The organism is Shinella yambaruensis, from assembly GCF_022899355.1.
GTDB classification, from domain to species: Bacteria; Pseudomonadota; Alphaproteobacteria; order Rhizobiales; family Rhizobiaceae; genus Shinella; species Shinella yambaruensis.
Window position 1 is genome coordinate 300,039 of sequence record NZ_JALJCK010000001.1, and the last position, 26,813, is coordinate 326,851.

At 65.3% G+C, this 26,813-nt stretch carries 26 protein-coding genes and 5 tRNA genes; 14 read left to right on the forward strand and 17 right to left on the reverse strand.

The features are described from left to right. Positions 1-26 precede the first annotated feature (26 nt). From MUU56_RS01455 to MUU56_RS01490, 8 genes are all read right to left on the reverse strand, one after another. Positions 27-371, reverse strand: a complete 345-nt coding sequence (locus tag MUU56_RS01455; RefSeq protein WP_244765572.1) for an AzlD domain-containing protein — start codon at positions 369-371, stop codon at positions 27-29. Then, positions 368-1,102, reverse strand: coding sequence for an AzlC family ABC transporter permease (locus MUU56_RS01460; RefSeq protein WP_244765573.1), 735 nt, complete (start codon positions 1,100-1,102; stop codon positions 368-370). The genes MUU56_RS01455 and MUU56_RS01460 overlap by 4 nt, the downstream gene beginning before the upstream one ends. 238 nt (positions 1,103-1,340) lie before the next feature. Beyond that, the gene (gene clpA / locus MUU56_RS01465; protein ID WP_244765574.1) at positions 1,341-3,851 is read right to left on the reverse strand and encodes an ATP-dependent Clp protease ATP-binding subunit ClpA; all 2,511 of its coding nucleotides are present in this window, start codon (positions 3,849-3,851) and stop codon (positions 1,341-1,343) included. Between the two features lie 9 nt (positions 3,852-3,860). Continuing rightward, entirely contained in the window at positions 3,861-4,211 is a 351-nt protein-coding gene (gene clpS, locus MUU56_RS01470; RefSeq protein ID WP_037408383.1) for an ATP-dependent Clp protease adapter ClpS, read from the reverse strand. A 284-nt stretch (positions 4,212-4,495) separates the two neighbouring features. After that, complete coding sequence (locus MUU56_RS01475; protein ID WP_244765575.1) at positions 4,496-4,849, reverse strand: phasin family protein; 354 nt, start codon at positions 4,847-4,849, stop codon at positions 4,496-4,498. Positions 4,850-5,267: 418 nt separating this feature from the next. After that, complete coding sequence (locus MUU56_RS01480; RefSeq protein ID WP_064330164.1) at positions 5,268-5,471, reverse strand: DUF3126 family protein; 204 nt, start codon at positions 5,469-5,471, stop codon at positions 5,268-5,270. A gap of 94 nt (positions 5,472-5,565) precedes the next feature. Beyond that, entirely contained in the window at positions 5,566-6,399 is an 834-nt protein-coding gene (cysE, locus tag MUU56_RS01485; RefSeq protein WP_244765576.1) for a serine O-acetyltransferase, read from the reverse strand. A 90-nt stretch (positions 6,400-6,489) separates the two neighbouring features. Continuing rightward, positions 6,490-7,275, reverse strand: coding sequence for an alpha/beta fold hydrolase (locus tag MUU56_RS01490; protein ID WP_244765577.1), 786 nt, complete (start codon positions 7,273-7,275; stop codon positions 6,490-6,492). A gap of 166 nt (positions 7,276-7,441) precedes the next feature. Between MUU56_RS01490 and MUU56_RS01495 the strand changes: the two genes are divergently transcribed. Then, the gene (locus tag MUU56_RS01495; protein WP_244765578.1) at positions 7,442-7,690 is read left to right on the forward strand and encodes a zinc-finger domain-containing protein; all 249 of its coding nucleotides are present in this window, start codon (positions 7,442-7,444) and stop codon (positions 7,688-7,690) included. Positions 7,691-7,712: 22 nt separating this feature from the next. Continuing rightward, positions 7,713-8,873: an FAD-dependent monooxygenase gene (locus MUU56_RS01500; RefSeq protein ID WP_244765579.1), complete on the forward strand. Its 1,161-nt coding sequence runs from the start codon at positions 7,713-7,715 to the stop codon at positions 8,871-8,873. Positions 8,874-9,066: 193 nt separating this feature from the next. On the opposite strand, the gene MUU56_RS01505 is transcribed toward MUU56_RS01500, so the two are convergent. Beyond that, on the reverse strand, positions 9,067-10,257 hold the full coding sequence (locus MUU56_RS01505) for a cystathionine beta-lyase (protein ID WP_244765580.1): 1,191 nt from the start codon (positions 10,255-10,257) through the stop codon (positions 9,067-9,069). Positions 10,258-10,612: 355 nt separating this feature from the next. Between MUU56_RS01505 and MUU56_RS01510 the strand changes: the two genes are divergently transcribed. The 5 genes from MUU56_RS01510 to MUU56_RS01530 all read left to right on the forward strand — a co-directional run bounded on the left by MUU56_RS01510 (position 10,613) and on the right by MUU56_RS01530 (position 16,033). Further along, positions 10,613-11,641, forward strand: coding sequence for an amino acid ABC transporter substrate-binding protein (locus MUU56_RS01510; protein WP_244765581.1), 1,029 nt, complete (start codon positions 10,613-10,615; stop codon positions 11,639-11,641). 98 nt (positions 11,642-11,739) lie between these two features. Beyond that, entirely contained in the window at positions 11,740-12,948 is a 1,209-nt protein-coding gene (locus tag MUU56_RS01515; protein ID WP_244765582.1) for an amino acid ABC transporter permease, read from the forward strand. Between the two features lies 1 nt (position 12,949). Continuing rightward, positions 12,950-14,104, forward strand: coding sequence for an amino acid ABC transporter permease (locus MUU56_RS01520; protein ID WP_244765583.1), 1,155 nt, complete (start codon positions 12,950-12,952; stop codon positions 14,102-14,104). A gap of 19 nt (positions 14,105-14,123) precedes the next feature. Continuing rightward, complete coding sequence (locus tag MUU56_RS01525; protein WP_244765584.1) at positions 14,124-14,900, forward strand: amino acid ABC transporter ATP-binding protein; 777 nt, start codon at positions 14,124-14,126, stop codon at positions 14,898-14,900. Between the two features lie 263 nt (positions 14,901-15,163). Next, positions 15,164-16,033 carry a calcium-binding protein gene (locus MUU56_RS01530; protein ID WP_244765585.1) on the forward strand — a complete coding sequence of 290 codons (870 nt, stop codon included), beginning with the start codon at positions 15,164-15,166 and terminating at the stop codon, positions 16,031-16,033. A gap of 89 nt (positions 16,034-16,122) precedes the next feature. Here the strand turns inward: MUU56_RS01530 and MUU56_RS01535 are convergent. The 5 genes from MUU56_RS01535 to MUU56_RS01555 all read right to left on the reverse strand — a co-directional run bounded on the left by MUU56_RS01535 (position 16,123) and on the right by MUU56_RS01555 (position 17,902). Continuing rightward, positions 16,123-16,199 (reverse strand) — tRNA-Arg (locus MUU56_RS01535). Between the two features lie 24 nt (positions 16,200-16,223). Further along, positions 16,224-16,529: an ETC complex I subunit gene (locus MUU56_RS01540; RefSeq protein ID WP_244765586.1), complete on the reverse strand. Its 306-nt coding sequence runs from the start codon at positions 16,527-16,529 to the stop codon at positions 16,224-16,226. A 129-nt stretch (positions 16,530-16,658) separates the two neighbouring features. After that, positions 16,659-16,735: transfer RNA gene (locus tag MUU56_RS01545), tRNA-Pro, on the reverse strand. A gap of 91 nt (positions 16,736-16,826) precedes the next feature. Beyond that, entirely contained in the window at positions 16,827-17,324 is a 498-nt protein-coding gene (locus MUU56_RS01550) for a DUF192 domain-containing protein (RefSeq protein ID WP_244765587.1), read from the reverse strand. Next, a complete protein-coding gene (locus tag MUU56_RS01555) occupies positions 17,324-17,902 on the reverse strand; it encodes a cold-shock protein (RefSeq protein ID WP_244765588.1) in 579 nt (192 codons plus the stop codon). Before MUU56_RS01555 ends, MUU56_RS01550 begins: the two co-directional genes overlap by 1 nt. 195 nt (positions 17,903-18,097) lie before the next feature. Between MUU56_RS01555 and gloA the strand changes: the two genes are divergently transcribed. The 7 genes from gloA (at position 18,098) to MUU56_RS01590 (ending at position 22,112) form a co-directional block, all read left to right on the forward strand. Next, positions 18,098-18,538, forward strand: coding sequence for a lactoylglutathione lyase (gene gloA, locus MUU56_RS01560; RefSeq protein WP_244765589.1), 441 nt, complete (start codon positions 18,098-18,100; stop codon positions 18,536-18,538). A 338-nt stretch (positions 18,539-18,876) separates the two neighbouring features. Beyond that, positions 18,877-20,214, forward strand: a complete 1,338-nt coding sequence (locus MUU56_RS01565; RefSeq protein ID WP_244765590.1) for a YcbK family protein — start codon at positions 18,877-18,879, stop codon at positions 20,212-20,214. Positions 20,215-20,350: 136 nt separating this feature from the next. Next, a tRNA-Glu gene (locus MUU56_RS01570) sits at positions 20,351-20,425 on the forward strand. A gap of 496 nt (positions 20,426-20,921) precedes the next feature. Beyond that, positions 20,922-20,996: transfer RNA gene (locus MUU56_RS01575), tRNA-Glu, on the forward strand. Positions 20,997-21,163: 167 nt separating this feature from the next. After that, complete coding sequence (locus MUU56_RS01580) at positions 21,164-21,454, forward strand: hypothetical protein (protein WP_244765591.1); 291 nt, start codon at positions 21,164-21,166, stop codon at positions 21,452-21,454. Beyond that, complete coding sequence (locus MUU56_RS01585) at positions 21,451-21,936, forward strand: hypothetical protein (RefSeq protein WP_244765592.1); 486 nt, start codon at positions 21,451-21,453, stop codon at positions 21,934-21,936. Before MUU56_RS01580 ends, MUU56_RS01585 begins: the two co-directional genes overlap by 4 nt. Positions 21,937-22,037: 101 nt before the next feature. Further along, a tRNA-Glu gene (locus MUU56_RS01590) sits at positions 22,038-22,112 on the forward strand. Between the two features lie 32 nt (positions 22,113-22,144). Here the strand turns inward: MUU56_RS01590 and recJ are convergent. The 3 genes from recJ to MUU56_RS01605 form a co-directional block, all read right to left on the reverse strand. Further along, the gene (recJ, locus tag MUU56_RS01595) at positions 22,145-23,947 is read right to left on the reverse strand and encodes a single-stranded-DNA-specific exonuclease RecJ (RefSeq protein WP_398430735.1); all 1,803 of its coding nucleotides are present in this window, start codon (positions 23,945-23,947) and stop codon (positions 22,145-22,147) included. A 207-nt stretch (positions 23,948-24,154) separates the two neighbouring features. After that, entirely contained in the window at positions 24,155-25,477 is a 1,323-nt protein-coding gene (locus MUU56_RS01600; RefSeq protein ID WP_244765594.1) for a homoserine dehydrogenase, read from the reverse strand. Positions 25,478-25,535: 58 nt separating this feature from the next. Further along, positions 25,536-26,756 (reverse strand): LL-diaminopimelate aminotransferase, encoded by a 1,221-nt coding sequence (locus tag MUU56_RS01605; RefSeq protein WP_064329964.1) that lies wholly within the window; start codon positions 26,754-26,756, stop codon positions 25,536-25,538. Between the last annotated feature and the right edge of the window lie 57 nt (positions 26,757-26,813).

Genomic DNA, 26,813 nt, shown 5'->3' on the forward strand with positions numbered 1-26,813 from the left:
GCAAACCCCACACGGAATCGCCCCTTTCAAACACCCAGCAAGGCCAGCCCCGCGGCAAGGAACGCGATGGCTGCGGCGATGCCGGCGATCTGGCGGAAGCGGCCGCCGATGAAGAAGCAGAGGCCGCCGAACGCGACGGCCCCGAGCCGCAGCCAGAGGGGCGAGGCCTCCAGCGTGCCGGTCGGGAAGACGATCAGCTTGGCGATGACCGCCGCCACCAGCGCCGTCGCCACCGCCCTCACCCAGTTCAGGACCTCGGACCGTTCGTCGATGCGGTTGCCGGCGACGACGCCCGCCCAGCGCCAGAGATCCGTCGCCAGCCAGCCGGCGATGGCGATGTAGATATAGGGCCAGAGACCGTCGAAGCTCATCGCGCGGCCTCCCGGCGGCGCAGCGCGCGCTCGCCCCACCAGGCCGCGGTGCCGCCGACGACGCCGGCCAGCAGGATATCGTATTCGGGCGCGACCACCGCGAAGATGGTGCCGAGTGCGAGCCCGATGCCGAGCGCCCAGTAGATCACCCGGTGGCGCGCGGAAATCCATATCGAGGTGAGGAAATAGACCGGCGTCAGGAAGAACAGGCAGCCGGAAACGATCGGCGGGAACTCCGAGACCGCGCCATAGACGAGGCCGACGAGCACGATATTGGTGAGCGTCAGCGTCACGCCGAAGCCGGCGAAGAAGGCGACGCGGCCGCCGCGCGGCACGTCCCGCACCTTCTCCATTGCGAAGACCCAGGCGGTGATGGCGACGAAATGCGAGACGATCAGCAGCAGCCAGGTCGGCGTGCGGCGGTCACGGATTTCCGGAATGAGCGCCGCCACCATCGGCATCATGCGCACCGAGGACAGCGTGACCGCGAGGAACGCCGTCGCGATATGCGCGCCCGACAGCATGGAGCCGACGAGAATCACCTTGGCCGGCAGCGCCCAGACCATGCCGGTCATGAACATCACCTGCTCGACCGGCACCTTCGCCTCCGCCGTGAAGGCGGCGAACCCCACGAAGGACAGCATCAGGATGATCGCCGGCAGGCTGAAGATGCCGCGCATGCCGAGGAGGAACCAGTGGCTCTGGGATTGGGATTCTGGCGGGGCGGTCATTCAATTCTCTTGCAGGAAAACAAAGCCGGACGGCTACCCTGCCAGGCCGGTCCCATACGATCGCAAACCGCGCCCACCCTCTGTCGTCATCCTCGGCCCCGAGCCGAGGATCCACAACCGCGGGCGGGGCGTGGATGGTCGGGTCAAGCCCGACCATGACGGAGGAAAGGCTTGCGCCATTTCTTCAACAATATGGGCCGGGCAGTTTCCTGCCCGGCCCATGCGATTTGTAAAGCCGTCACTTTTTGCGCGGCACCTTGGGAACGGCGCCGGACGACTTGCGCGGCGGCTCGTCCTTCGGCTCCTCGGCCCTGGCCTCCACCGCCTTCTTCGAAGCGCGGGCCTTGGCGGGCGCGGCCTCGGCGGCGACGGTCTCCTTCGGCTTGCGGGGCTTGGCCTTCTTGGCGGCTGCCTCCTCGACCTCGGCCTTCGGCTTGATCGGCGCGGTTTCCGGCACGGCGTCGAGGATCAGGCCCTTCGAGCCGTCCTCCTTCACGCCGACGGAGACGCGCACGACGCCGCCCTTCTTCAGCTTGCCGAAGAGGATCTCGTCGGCGAGCTTCTTCTTGATGTTCTCCTGGATGACACGCGCCAGCGGGCGGGCACCCATCTTCTCGTCGTAGCCCTTCTCCGCCAGCCAGGAGATCGCCTCGGGCTGGAGATCGAAGGTTACGTTGCGCTCGGCGAGCTGGGTTTCCAGCTGCATGACGAACTTCTGCACGACCTGGTGGATGACCGGCGTCGGCAGCGAGCCGAACGGGATGATCGCATCGAGGCGGTTGCGGAATTCCGGCGTGAACAGGCGGTTGATCGCCTCCATGTCCTCGCCCTCGCGCTTGGACGAGCCGAAGCCGATGGCGGCCTTGGCCATGTCGGAGGCGCCCGCATTGGTCGTCATGATAAGGATGACGTTGCGGAAGTCGATCTTCTTGCCGTTATGGTCGGTCAGCGAGCCGTGATCCATGACCTGCAACAGGATGTTGTAGAGATCCGGATGCGCCTTCTCGATCTCGTCGAGCAAGAGCACGCAATGCGGATGCTGGTCGACGCCGTCGGTCAGGAGGCCGCCCTGGTCGAAGCCGACATAGCCGGGAGGCGCCCCGAGCAGGCGCGAGACCGTGTGCCGCTCCATGTATTCCGACATGTCGAAGCGCAGCAGTTCCACGCCGAGCGACGATGCAAGCTGCTTGGCGACTTCCGTCTTGCCGACGCCGGTGGGGCCGGAGAACAGGTAGCAGCCTATCGGCTTGTTCGGTTCGCGAAGGCCCGCCCGCGACAGCTTGATCGCCGACGACAGCGCCTCGATGGCGAGGTCCTGGCCGTAGACGACCGAGCGCAGCTCCTTGTCGAGGTTGGCGAGCACCTGCTCGTCGTCCTTCGACACGGTCTTCGGCGGAATGCGGGCCATGGTGGCGATCGTCGCCTCGATCTCCTTCTCGGTGATCAGCTTGCGGCGTTTTCCGGCGGGCAGCAGCATCTGGGCCGCGCCGGTCTCGTCGATCACGTCGATCGCCTTGTCCGGCAGCTTGCGGTCGTTGATGTAGCGCGCCGACAGCTCCACCGCCGTCTTGATCGCCTCGTTGGAATAGCGGAGCTTGTGATACTCCTCGAAATAGGGCTTCAGCCCCTTCATGATCTCGATCGTGTCGTCGATGGTCGGCTCGTTGACGTCGATCTTCTGGAAGCGGCGGACGAGCGCCCGGTCCTTCTCGAAGAACTGGCGGTATTCCTTGTAGGTCGTCGAGCCGATGCAGCGGATCGCGCCGGAGGAGAGCGCCGGCTTGAGGAGGTTCGAGGCATCCATCGCGCCGCCGGAGGTGGCGCCCGCGCCGATCACCGTATGGATCTCGTCGATGAAGAGAACGGCGCCCGGGTAGTCCTCCAGCTCCTTGACGACCTGCTTCAGGCGCTCCTCGAAGTCGCCGCGATAGCGGGTGCCGGCGAGCAGCGTGCCCATGTCGAGCGAGAAGATCGTCGCGTCGGCGAGCGCTTCGGGCACCTTGCCCTCGACGATGCGCTTGGCGAGACCCTCGGCGATGGCCGTCTTGCCGACGCCGGGATCGCCCACATAGAGCGGGTTGTTCTTGGAGCGGCGGCACAGGACCTGGATCGTCCGGTTGACCTCGGCGTGACGGCCGATCAGCGGATCGATCTTGCCACCCTTGGCCTTCTCGTTGAGGTTGACGCAATAGGCCGTCAGGGCATCCTGCTTCTTGGCGGGCTCCTCCTGCTCGTTGCCGTTGCGGGTCTGCTTCTGTTCGTTCTCGCTCTCGTCCGCCCCGCGCACCTGGCGCTGCTCGGACGCGCCCGGCCGCTTGCCGATGCCGTGCGAGATGAAGTTGACGGCGTCGTAGCGCGTCATCTCCTGCTCCTGCAGGAAATAGGCGGCATGGCTTTCGCGCTCGGCAAAGATCGCGACGAGCACGTTGGCGCCGGTCACCTCCTCGCGGCCGGAGGACTGGACATGGATCACCGCGCGCTGGATGACGCGCTGGAAGCCGGAGGTCGGCTTGGAATCCTCCTCGTAGCCCGTCACCAGGTTGGCGAGGTCATGGTCGACATAATCGGTGACGGTCTTGCGCAGAACGTCGAGATTCACGTTGCAGGCGCCCATCACGGCGGCCGCATCGCCGTCGTCGATCAGGGCGAGCAGGAGATGTTCGAGCGTCGCATATTCGTGATGGCGCTCGTTCGCATAGGTCAGTGCCTGGTGGAGGGCCTTTTCAAGGCTGGCAGAAAATGTTGGCACGTTCGTTCCTCATTTCTTTTCCATGACACATTGCAGCGGGTGCTGGTGCTGGCGGGAGAAATCCATCACCTGTGTCACTTTGGTTTCGGCAACCTCGTAGGTGAACACGCCACACTCGCCTACGCCATGATTGTGCACATGCAGCATGATCCGCGTCGCCGCTTCCCGGTCCTTCTGGAAGAAACGTTCCAGGATGTGGATCACAAACTCCATGGGCGTATAATCATCATTGAGAAGCAGGACGCGGTAGAGGCTCGGCTTCTTGGTCTTGGGTTTCGTGCGGGTAATGACGGAGGTGCTGCGACCGGGAGTGTCGCCGCCGCCTTCCCCATCCTGCATTCGAACCCGTCTCACATCCATTTTCGTGTTCATTCCCTTGACTGCGGGCCCTTTGCTTCCGGTCGCTTGTCTGTGGCGCACCGTTCATCCGAGGGTGCCTTCGGACCTGTTATCTAATGTCTCGGCCCACGATTGTAAGACCCCCGCTTCGCACTGCAATCATAATCGCGGGTCATCCGAAGGAAATAGCGAAATTTGCTGCCGCTACGTCAGCCTCGCGCAATCCCCGGAACGCGCAAAGGCCGGCTGCGGTTGCCCGCAGCCGGCCGATGAACGCTATACGCGTACGCGGTACTCTAAAAGGATCAGGCGGCGACGGCAGCCTTGGCAGCGGCGGTCGCCTTGGCAACCGGTGCTTCGTAGGGCTTGTAGGCGCCCTTGGCGAGATCGGCGTACATTTCGCTGAGCTTGGTGGCCTCGGCGACGAAACCTTCATAGGAGGACTTCACGAAGGCGGTCTGCAGCTCGAGAGCGGCTTCGACGCTCTTGACGCCCGAGAGCTTCTCAAAATGCGCGAGGCCGTTTTCGAAGGACTTCTTGGAATAGTCGGCCGTTTCGGTGGCGATCGCCTGCCAGCCCTGGGCAGCGGTCGTATAGCTCTTGACGAACGTGTCCACGGCTTCCTTGCCCTTCTTGTTTGCCTCGTCGAAATTGAACATCGAAGTCTCCTTTGGATCCCGGTGATTTGCCCAAAATCTATATGCAATGCACAAAAAAGTCAACGTTGATGCTGCAATGCAATATTCCGCAGGGAAAGCAAGGCCTTGTGCGATAGGTATGATCATTGCGGCTGACAAAAGCCTATTTGTCGCAAAATTATAATGAAAAGGGCCCGCAACCGCATTCCCGCGCCTAACGGGATCCTCGGGTCGAGCCCGAGGATGACGGAGGGGATGCAGGTGTCACCAGCCCATCAAGCGGTACCGGAACGCGGCCTCGTTGCCTTCTCTGCCCAACCATTCCTCTTGCTCATCCGCGGGCTCGACCCGAAGATCCATGACCCAGCGACCGAACATGCAACGAAAAGGCCCGGCGCCAAGGGCTGCCGGGCCTGTATTCCGTGCGATGATCGGCAGATCACAGGTCGATGTCGAGGATCGCCATGGAGAAGTTGTAGGAGAGCTCCCCGTCTTCGTCGTCGCGGAAGATCACGCCCAGGAACTCGTCGCCGAGATAGACTTCCGCGGACTCATCCTTGCGCGGACGGGCCTTCACGACGATCTCCTTGTTGAGATTGCGCTTGAAGTAGGCCTCGAGCTTCCTGATTTCTTCCGGCTTCACGATCTGTCTCCGTAACGGTTGATTTGCCGCGCTTCTCGCACCTGCTTCGGGTCCTGTAAACCCACGAATTCCGCGAGAAAGCGACTTTTCCCGCTCACAGATCGTAGTCGAACGCCGCCAGAAGCTGGTCCATGGCGCGCGACGGCTCGTTGCAGCCCGCCTCGCCGATGACCTTGGCCGGCACGCCGGCGACCGTCGATTTCGGCGGAACCGGCTTGAGCACGACCGAGCCCGCGGCGATGCGCGAGCAATGGCCGATATGGATGTTGCCGAGGATCTTCGCGCCGGCGCCGATCATCACGCCGTCGCCGATCTTCGGGTGGCGGTCGCCGCCCTCCTTGCCGGTGCCGCCGAGCGTGACGTTGTGGAGGATCGAGACATTGTCGCCGACGACCGCCGTCTCGCCGACGACGAGGCCCGTCGCATGGTCGAGGAAGAAGCCCTTGCCGATGCGCGCGGCCGGGTTGATATCCGTCTGGAAGACGCTGGAGGAGCGGCTCTGCAGGTAGAGCGCGAGGTCGCGCCGGCCCTTGTCGTGCAGCCAGTGCGCCAGGCGGTGGGTCTGGATGGCGTGGAATCCCTTGAAGTAGAGCACGGCATCGAGGAACCGCAGGCAGGCGGGGTCGCGGTCGTAGACGGCCTGGATGTCGACGCGCAGGATGCCGCCCCATTCCGGCCAGTCTTCCAGCATCTCGTCGAAGATCTGGTGCAGGAGGTTGGCCTGCAGGTCCGGATGGTCGAGCCGCTCGCAGACGCGGTGGATCACGCTTTCCTCGAGCGAGCGGTGGTTCAGCACCGTCGAATAGAGGAAGGCCGCCAGAAGCGGCTCGGCCTGGGCGGCGACGCGCGCTTCCTCGCGCAGGCTGTCCCAGATCGGATCCATGGCCTTGAGCTTGTCGCCGGCCCTCAGTTCGTTCATCGCGACCATCGCCGCACTCCTTGTCGTCGTTCCCGCCCATATATAGAGCAATTGGCGTCGCTGCGAAATGGCCGGCCGGCCATTGTCGCGAACGGCGTGTCAGCGGCCGTCGATTTCCGCATAGAACTCCAGCACCGCGCGCTTGAAGACCTTGTCGCCGACGGCCAGCATGTGGTCGCGGCCGGGAATGTCGAGCGCCCTTGCATCCGGCATGAGCTCGGCGAGCGGCTGCGGGCTGCCTGCAATGTCGTCCTTCGTCCCGACGCCGATCAGCGCGGGCACGTCGATGCGCGCCATGTCCGCCGCCGTCAGCAGGTTGCGCGAGGTCATGATGCAGGCGGCGAGCGCCTGGCGGTCGGATTTCGTCTGGTCGGCGAAGGCGCGGAACATGCGGCCGCGCTCGTGCGTCACCGCGTCGAGCGAGGGGGCCAGCAGCGCATCGGCGATCGGGTCCCAGTCGCCGACGCCTTCCACCATGCCGATGCCGAGCCCGCCGAAGACGACGGAGCGCACGCGGTGCGGATGGGCGAGCGCCATGAAGGCGGTGATGCGCGCGCCCATCGAATAGCCGAAGACATGGGCTTCGGGGATCGCCAGGTGATCGAGCAGCGCGGCGGCATCCCCGGCCATCAGCGGCGGCGTGTAGAGCGCGGGATCGTGCGGCTTGGCGCTCCTGCCGTGGCCGCGATTGTCGAGCGCGATGACGCGGTAGCCCGCATCGCCCAGCGTCTTCAGCCAGCCGGGAAACACCCAGTTGACATTGGCGCTGGAGGCAAAGCCGTGGATCAGCAGCACCGGCGGACCGGACGGATCGCCCGCATCGAAGAAGGCGAGTTCCAGGCCATGGTGGGTGAAACGGGAAAAGGGCGGGGGATCGAGGTTCATCGCAGGCCGTCTTTCATTTGCATGCCCCTGCTCTTACTGCCCTTTGCCCGCGGAGAAAACGGCCGGCATGCGGAAATCTCCCGGGGCGCGGCGGTTTTGCATCTACACATTTGCCGCGAAGGCGACTATGGTCCGCGCCAGAAAGACGGCATCCCAGGAGCATGACATGGCTGGCCACAGCATTCCCCATTTCCAGAACGACGGCGGCCATCGCTCGATCGAGATCGGCGTGAAGGAATTCATGTGCGTCGGCGCGTCGGTCCCCTACGACCATCCGCACGTCTTCCTCGACATGGGCGACGACAACGAGAAGGTCTGCCCCTACTGCTCGACGCTCTACCGCTACAATCCGGCCCTCAAGGCCAGCCAGACCGACCCGGCCGGCTGCATCTTCACCAACCAGGTCGCGGCGTAACGGCCGGGCGGCCGGCACCCCGATGCCCTCGGTACGATCCGCAACCATCGTCGGCGCCGGCATTGCCGGCCTGACGGCGGCCCTCGCGCTTGCCCGCAAGGGCATCGCCTGCCATGTCCTGGAGCAGGCCCCCGCGCTCGAAGAGGTCGGCGCCGGCCTGCAGCTCTCGCCCAATGCCTCGCGCATCCTCGCCGATCTCGGCCTTCTCGAGGCGCTCGGCGCGCGCTGGAGCGAGCCGGACCATATTCTCCTGTCCTCGGGCCGCACCCTCGCTCCCCTCGCCTCGGTCCCGGCCGGCGCTTTCGCACGCAAACGCTGGCGCGCGCCCTACGGCGTGCTGCCCCGCGCCGCGCTGCAGGCCGTGCTGCTCGAGGCCGTCCGCCGGGAGCCGCTCGCCACGCTGACGACCGGCCGGCGGATCGACACCGTCGAGGCCGCTCTTGCCGCCGCGCCCGCCGACCTGGTGATCGCCGCCGACGGCGTCTGGTCGGCGCTGCGCAAGGACGTGCCCGGCGCCCTGCCCGCACGTTATTCCGGCACGATCGCCTGGCGTTTCCTCGTGCCCTGCGCCACCGCCCCGCCCGTCCTTGATCCGCGCGCCGTCACGGCCTTCCTCGGCCCGCGCGCCCATCTCGTTGCCTATCCGCTTGCCGGGGCGCAGGCCTTCAACATCGTCGCCCTCCACGCGCACGGACAGACACCGGCGGCCGGCTGGTCCCGCAGCGGCGATGCCGCCGCCCGCAGCCGCCTGCTCGACGCCTTTTCCGGCTGGCACGCCGATCTCCGCCGCCTGCTCGCCGAGGCGCGCGATCCGCTGATGTGGCCGCTCTTCGAATGCCCCGACGGGGCCTGGACCGATGGGGGAAAGGTCGTGCTGATCGGCGATGCCGCGCATGCCATGACGCCCTTCGCCGCCCAGGGCGCGGCCATGGCGATCGAGGATGCGGCGCTGCTGGCAAACCGCCTCGCCCGGGCTTCCGGCACGGGGCCGGCGCTCCGCCGGTTCGAGGCAACCCGCCGCGAACGGGTCGCCAGGGTGCGCAGCCGCGGCGCCTTCAACCGCTTCGCCTATCACGCCCGCGGCCCGGTCGCGCTCGGCCGCGATCTCGTGCTGTCGCTGCGCGGCCCCGAAAGCCTCGCCGGCGATCTCGACTGGCTCTACGGCTACCGCACGCCGGACTGATCAGGCCCCTCGTCCCGCTGCCGCGACCTTCTCCCCGCAGGCGGGGAGAAGGCGCAAGAAGCATCGCCTTCCCATATCCAAAAAACCTGTTGTTTGGGGAAACGGGCTCATCCATCCCCTCTCCCCGCAAGCGGGGAGAAGGTGGCCGGCAGGCCGGATGAGGGGCGATCCACCGCCCCCCCATCCGGCCGCGTCAGACCGCTCGCGCGGCCGCGAGCCCGCGCTCGATGTCGGCCTTGATGTCCTTCACGTCCTCGAGGCCGATCTGGAGACGCAGCACCGGGCCTTCCTCCGGCCCCTTGGCGACGCGCCGGTCGCCGAGGCCCACATGCACGGCAAGGCACTCGAAGCCGCCCCAGGAATAACCGAGGCCGAAAATGCCGAGCGCATCGAGGAAGGCATGCGCCTTCGCCTTGTAGCGCTCCGGCGCGCCCCCCTTGAGGACGATGGAGAAGATGCCGCTCGCGCCCTTGAAGTCGCGCTTCCAGAGCGCGTGGCCGGGAAAGCTCGGCAAGGCCGGATGCAGCACGCGGGACACGTCGTCGACGCCCTCCAGCCAGCGGGCCAGCTCCAGCGCGCTTTCCTGATGCCGCTCCAGCCGCACCCCCATGGTGCGCAGGCCGCGCAGCACCTGGTAGGCGTCGTCCGGCGAGGCGCAGGTGCCGAGCGTGATCTGCGTCTCGTGCAGCTGCTCCCAATGGGCGGCATTGGCCGAGACGGTGCCGAACAGCACGTCGGAATGGCCGGCCGGATATTTCGTCGCCGCGTGGATGGAGATGTCGACGCCGAAATCCAGCGGGCGGAAATAGAGCGGCGTCGCCCAGGTATTGTCCATGCTGACCACGGCGCCGTGCTTGTGGGCGGCGGCGGCGATCGCCGGGATGTCCTGCATCTCGAAGGTGTTGGAGCCCGGCGCCTCGGTGTGCACCAGCCGAGTGTTCGGCCGGATCAGGGCTTCGATGCCGGCGCCGATCGCCGGATCGTAGTATTCGACCGAAACGCCGAGGCGCTTCAGCATCGTGTCGCAGAAATGGCGGGTCGGGTGATAGACCGAATCGACGATGAGCGCATGGTCGCCGGCCGACAGGAAGGCGAGGAACGGCACCGTGACGGCGGCAAGGCCCGAGGGAACGAGAATCGTGCCGGCAGAGCCTTCCAGCTCGTCGATGGCCGCGCAGAGCGCATCCGTCGTCGGCGTGCCCCGCGTGCCATAGGTGTATTTCTGGGCGCGCTTTTCCATCGTCGCCGCATTCGGGAAGAGCACGGTCGAGGCATGCACGACGGGCGGATTGACGAAACCGTGATAGTCCGCCGGGTCGTTTCCGGCATGGGCAAGGCGGGTGTTCACGCCGGCGCCGGCGAGGATTTCGTCTCTGTTTTTCATGATCGATCCGAAGAAGATGCGAGGGGTTTGTGGCGCCGACTTTTGGACAGGCGGGGCGGCAGGTCAACCCCATGCGGCGACGCGATCCCGGCTCCCAAAGCGCTTCAAGTGTTAAAGACGCGAATTTTTTGAGCGATTTACTGCACAAATCCCCGATCTTTCGCCCAAAATCCGGTCACGAGCCGACAAATTTAGGTTACCGACCGGAAAATGGCCGCGCTCACTTGACCCTGTGAAATTTTGAGCATGAGATAAGCAACCTCGCGCCGGGAGGGTGGCGAGTTCCATGGGCGCGCCCGACAAGGGTGCGGGACCTGCGGACAAAACAAAGACAACAGAAAAAGGTTGTGAAAAAATGGCAAAAACAATCGTGACGGCGCTCGTCGGCGCTGCCGTACTGGGGCTTGGCGCAACGGCAGCACAGGCGGACACGCTCTCTGACGTGAAGGCCAAGGGCTTCGTGCAGTGCGGCGTGAACGGCTCGAACCTCGCCGGTTTCGGCGCGCAGGATTCGTCGGGCAACTGGGCGGGTCTCGACGTCGACCTCTGCAAGGCCGTGGCCGCGGCCGTCTTCGGCGATGCCACCAAGGTGAAATTCACCCCGCTCTCGGCCAAGGACCGCTTCCCGGCCCTGCAGTCGGGCGAAATCGATCTTCTGGCCCGCAACACCACCTGGAGCGTCAGCCGCGATTCGCAGCTCGGCTTCGATTTCCGCGCCGTGAACTACTATGACGGCCAGGGCTTCATGGTGAAGAAGGAACTCGGCGTGAAGTCCGCGCTGGAACTGTCCGGCGCCTCCGTCTGCGTGCAGTCCGGCACGACGACCGAGCTCAACCTGGCCGACTACTTCCGTTCCAACAACATGGACTTCAAGCCGGTCGTCTTCGAAGCGCAGGACGAAGCGGACGCCGCCTACAATGCCGGCCGTTGCGACGCCTACACGACCGATGCCTCGGGCCTCTACTCGATCCGCCTGAAGATGGCCAACGCGGACGACCACATGGTTCTGCCGGAAATCATCTCCAAGGAGCCGCTCGGCCCGGCCGTCCGCCAGAACGATTCGCGCTGGCTCGATATCGTGAGCTGGTCGCACTATGCGATGGTGGCCGCCGAGGAGTTCGGCATCACCACGGCCAATGTCGAGGAGATGAAGGCATCCGCCAACCCGGATATCAAGCGCTTCCTCGGCGAAGAGGCTGATTCGACGATCGGCGCCGACCTCGGCCTGCCGAAGGACTGGGCCGTGCAGATCATCAAGGCCGTCGGCAACTATGGCGAATCCTTCGAGCGCAATGTCGGCGAAGGCTCTCCGCTCAAGATCGCCCGCGGCCTGAACGGGCTGTGGACGAACGGCGGCCTGCAGTACGCTCCGCCGGTTCGCTGATCGGCCGGTCGCGCGATCCTTCCGGGAGGGCGGATAACCGCCCTCCCCTTTGAACAAACGCCCGGAAAACAGGGCGGAACCAACGTCAGGGGAAATGCATGGCTCTTGCGGATGCCCGAACAGGGTCCGGCGAACCGCCGAAGGTATCTCTTCTCTACAATCCGGCACTGAGAAGCATCGTCTATCAGGTCGTGACGCTCGTCGTGATCGTCGCGGCCATCTGGTATGCGTGGAACAACGTCGTCCAGAATCTCGCGCGCGCCAACATGACGGCCGGCTTCGGCTTTCTGAACAGCCGCGCCGGCTTCGACCTCGCGCAGAGTCTGATCGCCTATTCGAGCGACTCGACCTATTTCCGGGCGCTGCAGGTCGGTCTTCTCAACACGCTCGTCGTCGCCGCCGCCGGCATCGTCACGGCGACGATCGTCGGCCTCCTGGTCGGCATCGGGCGCCTGTCGCACAACTGGCTGATCGCGCGGCTCTGCACGGTCTATGTGGAAATCTTCCGCAACATTCCGCCGCTGCTCGTCATCTTCTTCTGGTATCTCGGCGTTCTTGCGCTGCTGCCGTCGATCCGCTCCATCTTCCAGCACCTGGAGGAAAATCCGGACGCCATCTTCTTCATCTCGAACCGCGGCATCTACATGCCGGCCCCGGTCTTCGGCGACGGTTTCGGCACGGTGCTCATCGCCTTCTTGATCGGCGTCGTCGCGGCCGTCGCGTTCACGGTCTGGGCCAATGCGCGCCAGCGCGCCACGGGCCAGCGTCCGCCGGTGCTCTGGGTCAATCTCGGTCTGGTCCTCCTGCTGCCGTTCCTCGTCTTCCTCGTCATGGGCAGCCCCCTGACGTTCGACTACGCGGTGCCGGGCTCGTTCAACATGCGCGGCGGCATGGTCATCGGACCGGAATTCCTGGCGCTCTATCTCGCGCTGTCGCTCTACACGGCCTCGTTCATCGCCGAGATCGTGCGCGCCGGCATCCGCGGCGTGTCCAAGGGCCAGTCGGAAGCCTCCTATGCGCTGGGTCTTCGGCCCGGCCAGGCGACCCGTCTCGTCGTGCTGCCGCAGGCGCTCCGGATCATCATCCCGCCGCTCACCTCGCAGTATCTCAACCTCATCAAGAACTCCTCGCTCGCGGTCGCCGTCGGCTATGCCGACCTCGTCGCGGTCGGCGGCACCATCCTCAACCAGTCCGGCAAGTCGATCGAGATCATCTCGATCTGGATGCTGATCTACGTCTCGATCAGCCTCATCACCTCGCTGTTCATGAACTGGTTCAACGCCAAGATGGCCCTGGTGGAGCGCTGAGATGGCTGAAAGCATTACCTATGTCCGCGACCGCTTCATCGACGCGGAAAAACCGCCGGCCTCCGACAGCTCGGTCATCGCCTGGCTCCACCGTAACCTGTTCGCCTCCGTCACCGACAGCGCGATGACGATCGTCGCCATCCTGGCGATCGTCTGGTACCTGCCGGCGGCGATCAACTGGCTGTTCGTCTCGGCCGTGTGGACCGGGGCGGACCGGACGGCCTGCCTCACCACCGATCAGGGCGGCCAGCTTCCCGCCGGCTGGAGCGGCGCCTGCTGGGCCTATGTGAACGACCGCTTCGTGCAGTTCATGTTCGGCTCCTACCCGCGCGGCGAGCTGTGGCGGCCGCTGCTCGTCGTCGTCATGTTCGTCGGCCTGCTCATCCCGTTCCTCATGCCGAAGGCGCCGCGCAAGGGGCTGAACGCGCTCCTGCTGCTCATCGTCTTCCCGATCGTCTCCTTCTTCCTGCTGCTCGGCGGCACGTTCGGCCTGCGCCATGTGGAGACCTCGCTGTGGGGCGGGCTGATGGTGACGCTCATCATCTCCTTCGTCGGCATCGTCGTGTCGCTGCCAGCCGGCATCCTGCTTGCGCTCGGCAGACGCTCGCAGATGCCGATCATGAAGACGGCCTGCATCGTCTTCATCGAACTGATCCGCGGCGTGCCGCTGATCACCGTTCTCTTCATGGCAAGCGTGCTCCTGCCGCTGTTCCTCGAGCCCGGCAACAACATCGACAAGTTCCTGCGCGCGCTGATCGGCGTGTCGATCTTCGCATCCGCCTATATGGCGGAGGTTATTCGCGGCGGTCTTCAAGCCATTCCGAAAGGACAATATGAAGCGGCCGACGCCCTTGGTCTAAACTACTTCCACAAAATGACCTTCGTCGTGCTTCCGCAGGCCATCAAACTCGTGATCCCGGGCATCGTGAACACCTTCATCGGCATGTTCAAGGATACGTCCCTCGTCACGATCATTTCGATGTACGACCTGCTCGGCATCGTGAAGGCGAGTTTTGGGGATTCGGGCTGGATCACGCCGGTCACGCCGCTGACGGGCCTGATCTTCGCCGGCTTCGTGTTCTGGATTTTCTGCTTCGGCATGTCGCGCTATTCGGCCTTCGTGGAACGCCGGCTCGACACGAGCCACACAAGATAACTGAGAGGAACCAACAACAATGGCAAACCAGGCCCAGGCGCAAAAGATGACGGTCTCCGCGACGGATGTCGCCGTCGAGATCGTCAACATGAACAAGTGGTACGGCGATTTCCACGTTCTGCGCGACATCAATCTCAAGGTCATGAAGGGCGAGCGCATCGTCATCGCCGGCCCGTCGGGCTCCGGCAAGTCGACGATGATCCGCTGCATCAACCGTCTCGAGGAGCACCAGAAGGGCAGGATCGTCGTCGACGGCATCGAGCTGACCAATGACCTGAAGAAGATCGACGAGGTGCGCCGCGAGGTCGGCATGGTGTTCCAGCACTTCAACCTCTTCCCCCATCTGACCATCCTGGAAAACTGCACGCTCGCCCCGATCTGGGTGCGCAAGATGCCGAAGAAGGACGCCGAGGAAGTGGCGATGCACTATTTGAAGCGCGTCAAGATCCCGGAACAGGCGAACAAGTATCCGGGCCAGCTCTCCGGCGGCCAGCAGCAGCGCGTGGCGATCGCCCGTTCGCTCTGCATGAAGCCGAAGATCATGCTGTTCGACGAGCCGACCTCGGCGCTCGACCCGGAAATGGTGAAGGAAGTGCTCGACACCATGGTCTCGCTCGCCGAGGAAGGCATGACCATGCTGTGCGTGACGCACGAAATGGGCTTCGCCCGCCAGGTCGCCAACCGCGTCATCTTCATGGACCAGGGGCAGATCGTCGAGCAGAACTCGCCGGCCGAGTTCTTCGACAACCCGCAGCACGAGCGCACAAAGCTCTTCCTCAGCCAGATCCTGCACTAGGATCTGCCGAAGCACGAGCCAAGGCCGGGGCATCTCACGATGCCCCGGCCTTTTTGCGTCGCCGGGCCGCCTCGGCCCGGGCTCCGTAAACCCTTGCCTTGATGGAAGCCCGGCCCTTGCGGAAGACGCCAGCCTTCGTCCATAGTCGGCGTTCCGGGATCCCATGCCGACCGCGGCATATCGGCAGGCGTGCCCCGGGAAAGGCGACGGGAACCTCCGGCAGATGGTGGACCGGTCCCGTTACCCGTTGAGGGAGCCAGGCCATGGCAAAGGTGAAGGTCGGACTTTTCCACAGCATCGACATGCGGGCCATCACTCTGAGCGGCCTTTTCGAAGGGCTCGTGCGGTCCTCCACCAGCACGCGCTTCGAAGTGGATTATGGCGGCGGCAACGCGACCCTGTTTCGCGGCCGCGGGCTGCATTATGATGCCAGCGACTATCCCATCGGCGGGACGTTCACGGACTACAACCTCTTTTTCGCAGGTAGACTCGGCCTGTCCCTTGAGGGCGCCGCGTTTTCGGCGACCGCGGTGATCGACGCGGCAAGAACCAAAGGAAAGGCGGACGACTGGAAAGTCCTGGAAACGGCGCTGAGAGGCAACGACGTCATCACCGGCGGATATGGCCCCGATCGCCTCTATGGCTTTGCCGGCCATGACAGGATGGTTGGCGGCGGCCTCGACGACCGGCTTGCGGGCGGCAGCGGGAACGACAGCATAAGGGGCTGCCTCGGCAGGGACTGGCTCTACGGGGAGGACGGCAACGACCGCCTGCAAGGCGGCCCCGATGCGGACAGGCTTCATGGCGGCGCGGGGGCCGACACCTTCGTCTTCCGGTCCCTCCACGATTCGACCGTCGCCAGGAGCGGGCGCGACACGATCCGCGACTTCAGCCGGAAGGAAGGGGACCGGATCGACCTGAAGGGCATCGACGCCGACAAGACGGTCAAGGGCGACCAGGCCTTCGACTTCATCGGCACGGAGAAATTCCACGGCAAGGCCGGTGAGCTGCGCTACGCGACAAAAAGCGGCGACACGATCCTCCAGGGCGACGTGGACGGCGACGGCACGGCGGATTTTTCGATCCTGCTGGATGCGACCGAGCATCTGAAGGCGAGCGACTTCCTTCTGTGAAGCTTCGCGCCGACCGGGCCGAGCAGTCCACGTTCGGAACAGACGGAAAGAGCGTTTTACGGGGAAGAGCGGAAATATTCCGGAAGGACTGGCGACCCCTGCAGGGCTCGAACCTGCGACATTCTGCTTAGAAGGCAGATGCTCTATCCAGCTGAGCTAAGGGGCCGGGGCTGGCAGGGCCAGCGAAACCTCAATGGGTCCAGGGCTGCATGCGGTTGAAACGGAAGTTGTCCGGATAGGCAACGCGCTTGCGGGTCGCTTCCTTGGGTTCGATCACGCGGTAGTCGATGCCCTTGCGCGTCGCGTAGGCGATGGCCTCCTCGCGGGTCTCGAATGTCAGCTTGACCTGCTGGTACATGTCGCCGGAGCTCGTATAGCCCATGATCGGGTCGATCGTCCGCGGCTTCTCGGCATCGAACTCAAGGACCCAGAGATGGGTCTTGGCCTTGCCCGATTGCATGGCGGTCTTGGCGGGACGATAGATCTTCGCGGTCATCGAAGCGGCTCCAGAATTCTCGCATAAAGGCGCGCCGTTCCGCCGGCGCGCGTCCGAGAATGCATAACCCGGATTCCGTAAAGGGGGAATGACCGGACGCGCATTTGGCATCGAAACGCCCGCCGGACGTGGTCGGAGTGGAGAGATTCGAACTCCCGACCCTCTGGTCCCAAACCAGATGCGCTACCAGACTGCGCTACACTCCGTCCGTCCCGGCGATGGGGAGATACACGCATCCGCCCGCTGCCGCAACAGGAAATGGGTGTTTTCAAGCGCTTGTCGCAGGAAATGGCCGGGCTATTTCGCCTTGCGCAGGGAATCCATCAGCTCGTTCTCGACGCGGTTGCCGGCCCGGATGCCGAGGCGCCGCACGGTGCCGCCGTTCAGCTCCAGCACGTAGTCGATCGGCCCCTGCGAATCGATGATCGATTCGGAATGCGGCTCGGCATTCTCCTTGATCGCGCGCACCTTGCCGTCCCTGGCGATGAACAGCATGTCGAGCGGCAGATAGGTGTTCTTCATCCACATGAAGACCTGCCGCGTCTCGCCGAAGGCGAAGAGCATGCCGTGGTCCGGCGCCATCTCGCGGCGGTGCATCAGCCCCTGCTCGCGCTGGCGCGGCGTGATGGCGAGCTCCACGGTGAAGGCGTGGCGCTTGCCGTCCCTGGTGATGATCGTCAGCGGCTGGGTGTCGAACGTTTCCGCCGCGAAGGCGGCAAGGGAAAGACAGAGGAAGAGCGCCAGGACGGCGCTCGCAAGGCGCGCGAAACCGGCCGTCCGCGCGAAAAGGCCCATCAGTGGGCCCTGTTGCCGGGAACCGGCATGTCCGGATGGATCTCCGCCGCCATCAGGCCCTTCTCGCCGTCGCCGAAGCGCACGAGCACGACCTGGCCGGGGCGCAGCTCCGTCAGGCCGAAGCGGCGCAACGTCTCCATATGGATGAAGATGTCCTCCGTGCCCTCGCCGCGCGTCAGGAAACCGAAACCCTTGGTGCGGTTGAACCACTTGACCAGCACGCGCTCCAGCCCGCTCGACGGGGTGACCTGCACATGGGTCTTGACGGGCGGCATATGCGAGGGATGCACGGCCGTCGTCTGGTCCATGGAAAGGATGCGGAAGGCCTGGTAGCCGCGATCGCGCTTCTGGATCAGCGCCACGACGCGCGTGCCCTCCAGAACCGTCTGGTAGCCGTCGCGCCGCAGGCAGGTGACGTGCAGGAGCACATCCTGCATGCCGTTGTCCGGCACGATGAAGCCGAACCCCTTGGCTACGTCGAACCACTTGATGACCCCGGTGATCTCGACGAGATCGACGGCGTCATTGCTCTGGTCATCACGGTTCGTGATTTCCTTTGAAGACACCCTGTCCGCCATGATCTGCCAGCCCCTCGTTTACGCGTCACATGAGTTACGGTTAACTGATTCTTGATAACCAGAATAACATTGTCCCGATGCGAATGCGCAAGTCCCTTTGAAAGTTTTGCCGGTCCCTTTGATAGGCCGCAAGGCTTGCCTCAGGCTGACAAAACCCTACTCTTCCGGACGATTCCACATTCAAAGGATATTCCAATGCGTTATCTCCATACGATGGTCCGCGTCAAAGACGTCGACCAGTCCCTGCATTTCTATTCGACGCTGTTCGGCCTTGAGGAGGTGCGCCGCCACGAGAACGAAAAAGGCCGCTTCACGCTGATCTTCCTCGCCGCGCCGGAGGATGCCGAGTCCGCGCGGGCGAACGCCGCCCCCTGCCTCGAGCTCACCTACAACTGGGACAGCGAAGACTATACCGGCGGGCGCAATTTCGGCCACCTCGCCTACGAGGTCGACGACATCTATGCCATCTGCCAGAAGCTGATGGACAATGGCGTGACGATCAACCGCCCGCCGCGCGACGGCCACATGGCCTTCGTGCGCTCGCCGGACGGCATTTCCATCGAGATCCTGCAGAAGGGCGACAGCCTGCCGCCGGCCGAGCCCTGGGCCTCCATGGGCAATACCGGCGCCTGGTAGCCCTTGCGGGACGCAAGCCCCGGGCAAAGCTTGCGTCCTATACATCCGTGCAACGATCATCGTTTCGCCGTATTTGGCCGGATACCTCTTGCCCATCCGGTCGATCGCCAGCGAGAGGGCGTCTTGGCCGATTCGGGCCGGATCGCCTCCCGTTCTGCGTTTCACGGCTTTACGCGCTTCGGCCTTTACACCACCGACCGAAACGCTAACATCGCAGCAACCGCAGCTTGGCCCTTCGGCTTTTCTCGATTGCGGTTGCGACTGTTTGAAGAAATGGCCCGACCGGCAGCAAGACCGGGGGCGCGAACGTCGAAAGCGGGGGAAAGCCTTTGCAGGACATGCAGGGAAAGTGGCCAGGCCTGAAGGCGCTGCGGTATGGATTGCTGCTGGCTGTTTCGGTTGCCACGCTCTCGGGCTGCGTTTCCGCAGTCTCAACGGATATGCGCGCGGACGGCAGGGCCGCGCAGGAAAGCGAAGACACGCTCGCCGAAGGCAGCACGGACGAGACCACCACGCCCGTGGTGAGCGCGGGGGCTGCCGGCGGAACGGCCGGGGAGCCCTCCGTCACCGCCGATGCCGCTTCGGCGGCCGTGGCGGACCGGCAGGTCGCGGATGACGCTGCCGCCGAGCGGTCCGGCCTCGTCATGCAGCCGACGACGCTGAATGCCGGCAGGGCCAGCATCTACGGCACTGGCGGCCAGGCGGTCGCGACCGGCAATGCCTATGCCACGCAGACAGCGGGCGCCAATGCCTCCGTCAACAGCCTCTATGCCGGCACCGGCGCGGCGCAGACGGCGGACCAGGCCGGCCGCCTGCCGGTCGAGGACATGCCGCCGGTCGGATCGACCGGCCAGCAGCCGCTCGCCGTGCCCGGCGACGAACAGGCGGAGATCACGCTGCCGGAAAATGGGCCGATCCCCAAGACCGCGCGAACGGCCCTCACCGCGGAAGCCGCCACCGGCAATGCGGCGGACCTTGTCCTTGCGACACCGGCGGACGATGGCGCGGCGGCAGTGCTGCCCGGCACCACCGGCCAGGCGAGCGCGACCGACATCAAGAAAGACGAGCCGCGAAAGACCATGACGCTCGCCTCGCTCTTCGCCAACAAGCGCGAGGCAAGGCAGCAGTTCGACGGCAACCGTTTTGCCGAAGGGCCGCGCCGCGTGCTCAACCGGGAAAGCGCGAGCGCCACCCGCAAGGCTTCGCTCGGCACGCTGCCCGGCGTATCGATGGCCAGCTCCATGTTCTCGACGGACCATTCGGAGGCCGACGAAGTCGAGGACGACGGCCCGCAGTTCAAGGAAGTCGCATCGCTCGCCGGCCTTGCCCGCCTCGCGCCGAACGGCCTGTGGCTGCAGACGGAGAAGGTGCGCACCGGCTGTTTCAAGCCGGAACTGCTGCAGGTGCTGAAGACGATCGAGAAGCACTACGACAAGCCGATCATCGTCACCTCGGGCCTGCGCGACATCAAGGTCAACCGCGCGAAGCAATCGCTGCACACGCGCTGCGCGGCGGCGGACATCCAGATTTCCGGTGTCAGCAAGTGGGAGCTTGCCGAATATCTGCGCTCCATGCCGGGCCGCGGCGGCGTCGGCACCTATTGCCACACCGAATCCGTGCATATCGACATCGGCCCGGAGCGCGACTGGAACTGGCGCTGCCGGCGGCGCAAGTAGGCAGCGCCCTAACCCTCTGTGATCGATGCCTTTTCGCACGAAGAGCCGCCCCTGGGCGGCTCTTCATTTTTTTGTCACAACGGCTTTTTCCGGCTTGCGGAAGCGCAGGCGCCCTTCTATAAGACGCCCACCGCACGCGCCCTTCGTCTATCGGTTAGGACGTCAGATTTTCATTCTGAAAAGAGGGGTTCGACTCCCCTAGGGCGTGCCACCCCTCCCCGACAATCTGTATCACAAAGCGACCAGCCCTCCGTCTCGGAACGAAGCATGGGCGAGAACGTTTACCATTCACGGCTGCAGTCTTACGCGGCCGGGCGAGAGGCCCCGTCGAGCTTGGCCCAGCGCTCCGGGGTCTCGAACCGCCCAAGTCGCGCCGCCCGCCCGGCCCAGCATGCCGGACGAGCGGCTGCGTGTTGCCGACAGGGGCAACGAGGCTGAGCCAGCGGGCGCCCGCCGGGAGGGTCGAACGGCGGCGCCTCAGGTCCTCAGCACGGCATATATGGGAAGGCGTCCGCCGGATTACCAGTCGTCAATCCGGGACGGCGGGGCAGCGCATTGGCGGGGCCGTCTGCTCTCGGCCGGGCCAGCCGGCAACGGGAACACCGAGGGGCCTATTCCCTTCTCCTCCACCTGTGAAAAAGTTGGCGCCCGCATGATTTTCCGTCTTGCGAATCCGTCCGGTGCCGACTAGATAACGCCCACCGCACGCGCCCTTCGTCTATCGGTTAGGACGTCAGATTTTCATTCTGAAAAGAGGGGTTCGACTCCCCTAGGGCGTGCCACTTTCTCCTGTCCTCTGTCGTTCGAAGCGCCTGGCGTGATCCCGCCCGGATGCGACCCGCCATTTTGCCGCGCCTCCCGCTATCCCCGTTCCATGCGGCCATGCGGCTTGCCAGCCGAGGGAACGCCGATTATCTTGCGCGCACTGAAATAAGCAGGAAAATCAAGCATGTCGATAGCCCGAAACCTCGTCTTCTCCGCCCTTGTCGCATGCGCCGTCGGTGGTGGCATGATGGCTTACGACACATGGACCGGCGCCGAATGGGAGGTGTCGCCGGACCAGATCGCCGCAGCCCGGGCGGAAGGCAAGGCGGGGCTCGAATCGTCGCCCGGAACCGTCACGGTCCTGCCCATCCGCAGCGAAACGGCCGATATCCTGCCGTTCAAATGGGCGCTCTACGGCCTTGCGGCCGGCATTGTCGCGTTCATCGGGCTTCGCAAGAAGAAGGCCGCCGCGTGAAGCCCTTCGCCGCGCTGGTTTTCGCATTGCTTCTGCCGGTCTGCGCCGAGGCGAACTGCATTCCGCCCTGGCGGACGCAGTTCGCCTGCAATATCCCCGAGCGCCATGCGCGCGTCGAGTTCTGCCGCCTTCCCGAGCCGGGCGACCACCCCGGCAAGAAGGAGGCCTATTACACCTATGCCGTCGGCGCCGCGGCGGCGGAACTGTATTTCGAAACCGATTCGACCTGGTTCTCGACGAAGGACACCGAAATCGACCACCCGACGGACCTGACCATGGCCGTCGGTTACGCCCATGGCAAATACGTCTACGCCTTCGTGGTGACGGAGGACAAGCGCGAGGCCGACGGCATCCGGCAGGGAGAGGTGCGCGTCTACGGTTCGACGGATGCCTTCACGAACGACACCCGGGACAACGAGTTGACGAGGCTCGCCTGCGACCCCGCCTCGATCCTCGCCGATCGTGCGAGCATCCGCCCCTGACCGGGCGGCCCGCACCGAAAAACCCCACGGAAAAAACTGGAAATTCCTGCATTTAGGGCTTGCGCAAATCAGCGGCCCCGACTAGAAGACGCCCACCGCACGCGCCCTTCGTCTATCGGTTAGGACGTCAGATTTTCATTCTGAAAAGAGGGGTTCGACTCCCCTAGGGCGTGCCACCCTCCCCCTTTCGACAATCGAGACCCGCCCGTCAGAACGCCTTCGCGGCGTCCAGCACGCGGAACTGTATGCGCCGGCTGCCCTGCCAGCTGTCGGCGGAAAGCGTGCCGGCGATGTGCACCGCCTGCCCGCGCTGCTTCATCAGGAACAGGCCGAGATCGGCTTCCGCCGCGCGGAAGGCCATGGCGCCGAGGCGCCCGCCATCGGGGCCTTCGAGCTCCAGGCGCAGGTGATTGACGCCGACGGGCCTGACGTCGCGCACCCGGTGCGCCGGCAGCGCAAAGATCGGCTGCGGGTGACCGGAGCCATAGGGGCCGGCCTGCTCCAGCTGGTCGGCGAGCGCCAGCGTCGCGCCGCCGGCGCTCAGCGCCCCGTCGATCTTCAGCGTTTCCACGGCCACCAGGTCGCGCACGGCGCGCTCGGCGCGTTCTTCGAAGAAGCCGCGCAGGCGGCCGAGGTTTGACCGCTCCACCGTCAGCCCGGCTGCCATGGCATGGCCGCCGCCCTTGACGAGAAGGCCCTCCTCCACGGCGGCACGCACCATGCGGCCGAGATCGAAGCCGCTGATCGAGCGGCCGGAGCCGGTGCCCTTGCCGGAAGGGTCGAAGGCGATGGCGAAGGCGGGGCGGCGGAACCGATCCTTGAGGCGCGAGGCGAGCAGGCCGACGACGCCCGGATGCCAGCCCTCGCGGGCCGTCAGGATGACGGAGGCGCTTTCGCCGGTGCCGTATTCCGCCTGCGCCTCGGCCTCCGCCTCGGCCAGCATGGCGGCCTCCATGGCCTGGCGCTCGCGGTTGAGGTCGTCGAGCTGCCTGGCGATGCGCTCGGCCTCGCCCGGCTCGTCGATGGTGAGAAGCCGGCTGCCGAGCGCCGCATCGCCGATGCGCCCGCCGGCATTGATGCGCGGGCCGACGAGGAAGCCAAGATGATAGGGCGTGACGGGGCCGCCGATGCCCGCCTGCTTCAGGAGCGCCGTCAGGCCGGCATTGCCGAGATGGCGCGCGGCGACGAGCCCCTTGACCACATAGGCGCGGTTGAGCCCCTTCAGGGGAACGACGTCGCAGACGGTGGAGAGCGCCACGAGGTCGAGCATGGCGAGGAGATCGAAGGTCTTCGCCCGCGCATCGCCCCTGTCCCGCAGCACGCGCTGCAGCGCCACCAGGACGAGGAAGACGACGCCGGCGGCCGAAAGGTGCCCCTGCCCCGACAGGTCGTCCTCGCGGTTCGGATTGACCAGCGCATGGGCCGGCGGCAGCGCCTCGCCCACCTGGTGATGGTCGATGACGACGACGTCGACGCCGCGCGCCTTCGCGACGGCCAGCGATTCGTGGCTGGTCGAGCCGCAGTCGACCGTGACGATCAGCTCGGCGCCGCGCTCGATGAGCTGGGCGATGGCATTGGGGTTCGGGCCGTAGCCCTCGAAGATGCGGTCGGGAATGTAGATTTCCGCCTGCACGCCGAAATGCGCGAGGAAACGATAGAGGAGCGCCGAGGAGGCCGCGCCGTCGACGTCATAGTCGCCGAAGATCGCGATGCGCTGGCGCCTTTCGATGGCCCGCGCCAGCCGCTCGGTGGCCGCCTCGCAGTCGATCAGGCTGTAGGGTTCGGGCATCAGGCGGCGCAGCGTCGGATCGAGGAACTCGACGGCGCCTTCGAACGGCACGCCCCGCCCCGCCAGCACGCGCGCGATGAGATCCGGCAGGCCGTGGCTCTGGCTCATCGCCAGCGCCCGGTTCTCCCCCGCCTGGTCGAGCCGCGCCACCCAGCGCTGGCCGGTCACCGAGCGCTCGACATTCAGGAAGGCCCGGCTGACGGGGTCGGCGTTTTCCAGCATGCTCATGGCGGCTCCTGCCGTGTTACCCCCCTCTGCCCTGCCGGGCATCTCCCCCACAAGGGGGGAGATTGGATGAGGCAATGTCTCACGCCCCTCGTCAACGTCGCAATTCAAGCATAGCGCCGCTTCTTTGCCGATCTCCCCCCTTGTGGGGGAGATGCCCGGCAGGGCAGAGGGGGGTGCCCGGACGCGGCAAAGGCCGCAAAATCAAGCAGCCTTCGGCCGCTCGATGCGGATCACCTGCGGTTCGCCGACAAGATAGCCCTCGCCCTTGATGGATGCCACGGCCTTGCGGACGGAATCCTCCATCGTCGCGTGGGTGACGAGGATGATGGTCTTCGGATCGGTCGATTCGGTCGTCGACTGCGCGCGCTGCACGATGGATTCCAGCGAGATGCCGTTTTCCGCCATGTGCCTGGCGATGCTGGCGAAGACGCCGGTGCGGTCTTCCACCGAAAGGCGGATGAAGTAGCCGCCGTGGTGCTTGCGGATCTGCGCGCGCTTGTAGGGGATGAGCGAGGCGGCCGGGCGGCCGAGCGCCGGCACGGTCTGCGCGCCCGGGCGGCTCTTGGCGATGTCGGCAATGTCGCCGAGCACGGCCGAGGCCGTCGCATTGCCGCCGGCGCCGGGGCCGACCATCAGCAGTTCGCCGAGAATGTCCGATTCGATCGCCACGGCATTCGTCACGCCGTCGACCTGCGCGATGACGCTGTCGAGCGGCACCATGGTCGGGTGCACGCGCTGTTCGACGCCCGTGTCCGTCTTCTGCGCGACGCCGAGCAGCTTGATGCGGTAGCCGAGATCGGCGGCGGCGCGGATGTCGTCGATGGAGATGTTGGTGATGCCTTCGAGATAGATGTTGTCGGCCGAGATCTTCGTGCCGAAGGCGAGCGTCGTCAGGATCGACAGCTTGTGCGCCGTGTCGTTGCCCTCGATGTCGAAGGCGGGATCGGCCTCGGCATAGCCGAGGCGCTGGGCTTCCTTGAGGCAGGCCTCGAAGCTGAGGCCCTCCTTCTCCATCTTGGTGAGGATGTAGTTGCAGGTGCCGTTCATGATGCCGTAGACGCGCGAGATCGTGTTGCCCGTCAGCGACTCGCGCAGCGCCTTGATGACCGGAATGCCGCCGGCGACGGCCGCCTCGTAGTTGAGGATGCAGCCGTTCTCCTCGGCGATGCCGGCAAGCTCCACGCCATGGGCGGCAAGCAGCGCCTTGTTGGCCGTCACGACATGCACGCCGCGCGACAGCGCCGCCTTGACCGCGGCATGGGCCGGATCGCCGGCCCCGCCCATCAGTTCCACGAAGACGTCGATCTTCGCCTCGCGGGCGAGCGCGACCGGATCGTCGAACCATTCGGCGGCCGAAAGATCGACGCCGCGGTCACGGCCCTTGCTGCGGGCCGTCACGGCGGCGATCTCGATCGGCCGGCCGCACGTCGTTGCGAGCATGTCCCTGCGTTCGACGAGAATCTTCGCGAGCGAGGCACCAACGGTCCCCAAGCCCGCAATGCCGATCTTCAGGGCATCAGCCATGGTCATGTCCTAACGTTTTGGAAGAAAGCCCTCCGCAGAGACGCGGAGGGCGGATTTTTCAGCGATGGGCGTTCAGCGAGATGACGTTGTGCATCGTCTCGTCCGCCGTGGAGAGGAACTTCTTGATGTTGCGCGCCGCCTGGCGGATGCGGTGCTCGTTCTCGACCAGCGCGAGGCGGACATAATCGTCGCCCTGCTCGCCGAAACCGACGCCCGGCGCCACGGCGACATCCGCCTTCTCGACGAGCAGCTTGGAGAATTCCAGCGAGCCGAGATGACGGAACTTTTCCGGGATCTTCGCCCAGGCGAACATGGTGGCGGCCGGCGGCGGCACCTCGAAGCCGGCCTTGCCGAAGGTGTCGACCATCACGTCGCGGCGGCGCTTGTAGACGTTGCGCACTTCCGCGATGTCGGAGCCGTCGCCGTTCAGCGCATGGGTCGCGGCCACCTGGATCGGCGTGAAGGCGCCGTAGTCGAGATAGGACTTGACGCGGGTCAGCGCGGCGATCAGCCGCTCGTTGCCGACGGCAAAGCCCATGCGCCAGCCGGGCATGGAGAAGGTCTTCGACATGGAGGTGAACTCCACCGCGATGTCGATGGCGCCGGGCACTTCCAGAACGGAGGGTGGCGGCGCGTTGTCGTCGAAGTAGATTTCAGAATAGGCAAGGTCGGAAAGCACGATGATGTCGTGCTTCTTCGCAAACGCGATGACGTCCTTGTAGAAATCGAGCGAGGCGACATGCGCCGTCGGGTTCGACGGATAGTTGATGATCAGCGCCAGCGGCTTGGGGATCGAGTGGCGCACGGCCCTTTCCAGAGGCGGGAAGAAGCTCTCGTCCGGCTCGACCGACATGGAGCGGATCACGCCGCCGGCCATCAGGAAGCCGAAGGCGTGGATCGGATAGGTCGGGTTCGGGCACAGGATGACGTCGCCCGGCGCGGTGATCGCCTGCGCCATGTTGGCGAAGCCCTCCTTGGAGCCGAGGGTCGCGACGACCTGCGTCTCCGGGTTCAGCTTCACGCCGAAGCGGCGGGCGTAATAGGCGGCCTGGGCGCGGCGCAGGCCCGGAATGCCCTTGGACGAGGAATAGCGGTGCGTGCGCGGGTCCTGGACCACCTCGCAGAGCTTGTCGACGATCGCCTTGGGGGTCGGCAGGTCGGGGTTGCCCATGCCAAGGTCGATGATGTCGGCGCCACCCGCTCGCGCGCTTGCTTTCAAACGGTTGACCTGTTCGAAAACATACGGCGGCAGACGCCGGACCTTGTGAAACTCTTCCATCTTCAACCCCGTTAGGCACGAAGCCCCTCCGGCGGCCTTGCCGGACGGCGCAAAACT

What these genes read in the sequence shown, in the direction of transcription:
- recJ (WP_398430735.1), bottom strand. Translation starts at nt 23,947, where the DNA reads ATGCTGGAAAACGCCGACCCCGTCAGCCGGGCCTTCCTGAATGTCGAG.
- cysE (WP_244765576.1), bottom strand. Translation starts at nt 6,399, where the DNA reads ATGGTCGCGATGAACGAACTGAGGGCCGGCGACAAGCTCAAGGCCATG.
- MUU56_RS01525 (WP_244765584.1), top strand. Translation starts at nt 14,124, where the DNA reads ATGGCAAACCAGGCCCAGGCGCAAAAGATGACGGTCTCCGCGACGGAT.
- MUU56_RS01460 (WP_244765573.1), bottom strand. Translation starts at nt 1,102, where the DNA reads ATGACCGCCCCGCCAGAATCCCAATCCCAGAGCCACTGGTTCCTCCTC.
- MUU56_RS01580 (WP_244765591.1), top strand. Translation starts at nt 21,164, where the DNA reads ATGTCGATAGCCCGAAACCTCGTCTTCTCCGCCCTTGTCGCATGCGCC.
- MUU56_RS01455 (WP_244765572.1), bottom strand. Translation starts at nt 371, where the DNA reads ATGAGCTTCGACGGTCTCTGGCCCTATATCTACATCGCCATCGCCGGC.
- MUU56_RS01555 (WP_244765588.1), bottom strand. Translation starts at nt 17,902, where the DNA reads ATGGCGGACAGGGTGTCTTCAAAGGAAATCACGAACCGTGATGACCAG.
- gloA (WP_244765589.1), top strand. Translation starts at nt 18,098, where the DNA reads ATGCGTTATCTCCATACGATGGTCCGCGTCAAAGACGTCGACCAGTCC.
- MUU56_RS01505 (WP_244765580.1), bottom strand. Translation starts at nt 10,257, where the DNA reads ATGAAAAACAGAGACGAAATCCTCGCCGGCGCCGGCGTGAACACCCGC.
- MUU56_RS01475 (WP_244765575.1), bottom strand. Translation starts at nt 4,849, where the DNA reads ATGTTCAATTTCGACGAGGCAAACAAGAAGGGCAAGGAAGCCGTGGAC.
- MUU56_RS01540 (WP_244765586.1), bottom strand. Translation starts at nt 16,529, where the DNA reads ATGACCGCGAAGATCTATCGTCCCGCCAAGACCGCCATGCAATCGGGC.
- MUU56_RS01520 (WP_244765583.1), top strand. Translation starts at nt 12,950, where the DNA reads ATGGCTGAAAGCATTACCTATGTCCGCGACCGCTTCATCGACGCGGAA.
- MUU56_RS01495 (WP_244765578.1), top strand. Translation starts at nt 7,442, where the DNA reads ATGGCTGGCCACAGCATTCCCCATTTCCAGAACGACGGCGGCCATCGC.
- MUU56_RS01510 (WP_244765581.1), top strand. Translation starts at nt 10,613, where the DNA reads ATGGCAAAAACAATCGTGACGGCGCTCGTCGGCGCTGCCGTACTGGGG.
- MUU56_RS01565 (WP_244765590.1), top strand. Translation starts at nt 18,877, where the DNA reads ATGCAGGGAAAGTGGCCAGGCCTGAAGGCGCTGCGGTATGGATTGCTG.
- MUU56_RS01490 (WP_244765577.1), bottom strand. Translation starts at nt 7,275, where the DNA reads ATGAACCTCGATCCCCCGCCCTTTTCCCGTTTCACCCACCATGGCCTG.
- MUU56_RS01515 (WP_244765582.1), top strand. Translation starts at nt 11,740, where the DNA reads ATGGCTCTTGCGGATGCCCGAACAGGGTCCGGCGAACCGCCGAAGGTA.
- MUU56_RS01550 (WP_244765587.1), bottom strand. Translation starts at nt 17,324, where the DNA reads ATGGGCCTTTTCGCGCGGACGGCCGGTTTCGCGCGCCTTGCGAGCGCC.
- clpS (WP_037408383.1), bottom strand. Translation starts at nt 4,211, where the DNA reads ATGGATGTGAGACGGGTTCGAATGCAGGATGGGGAAGGCGGCGGCGAC.
- MUU56_RS01530 (WP_244765585.1), top strand. Translation starts at nt 15,164, where the DNA reads ATGGCAAAGGTGAAGGTCGGACTTTTCCACAGCATCGACATGCGGGCC.
- MUU56_RS01605 (WP_064329964.1), bottom strand. Translation starts at nt 26,756, where the DNA reads ATGGAAGAGTTTCACAAGGTCCGGCGTCTGCCGCCGTATGTTTTCGAA.
- MUU56_RS01600 (WP_244765594.1), bottom strand. Translation starts at nt 25,477, where the DNA reads ATGGCTGATGCCCTGAAGATCGGCATTGCGGGCTTGGGGACCGTTGGT.
- MUU56_RS01500 (WP_244765579.1), top strand. Translation starts at nt 7,713, where the DNA reads ATGCCCTCGGTACGATCCGCAACCATCGTCGGCGCCGGCATTGCCGGC.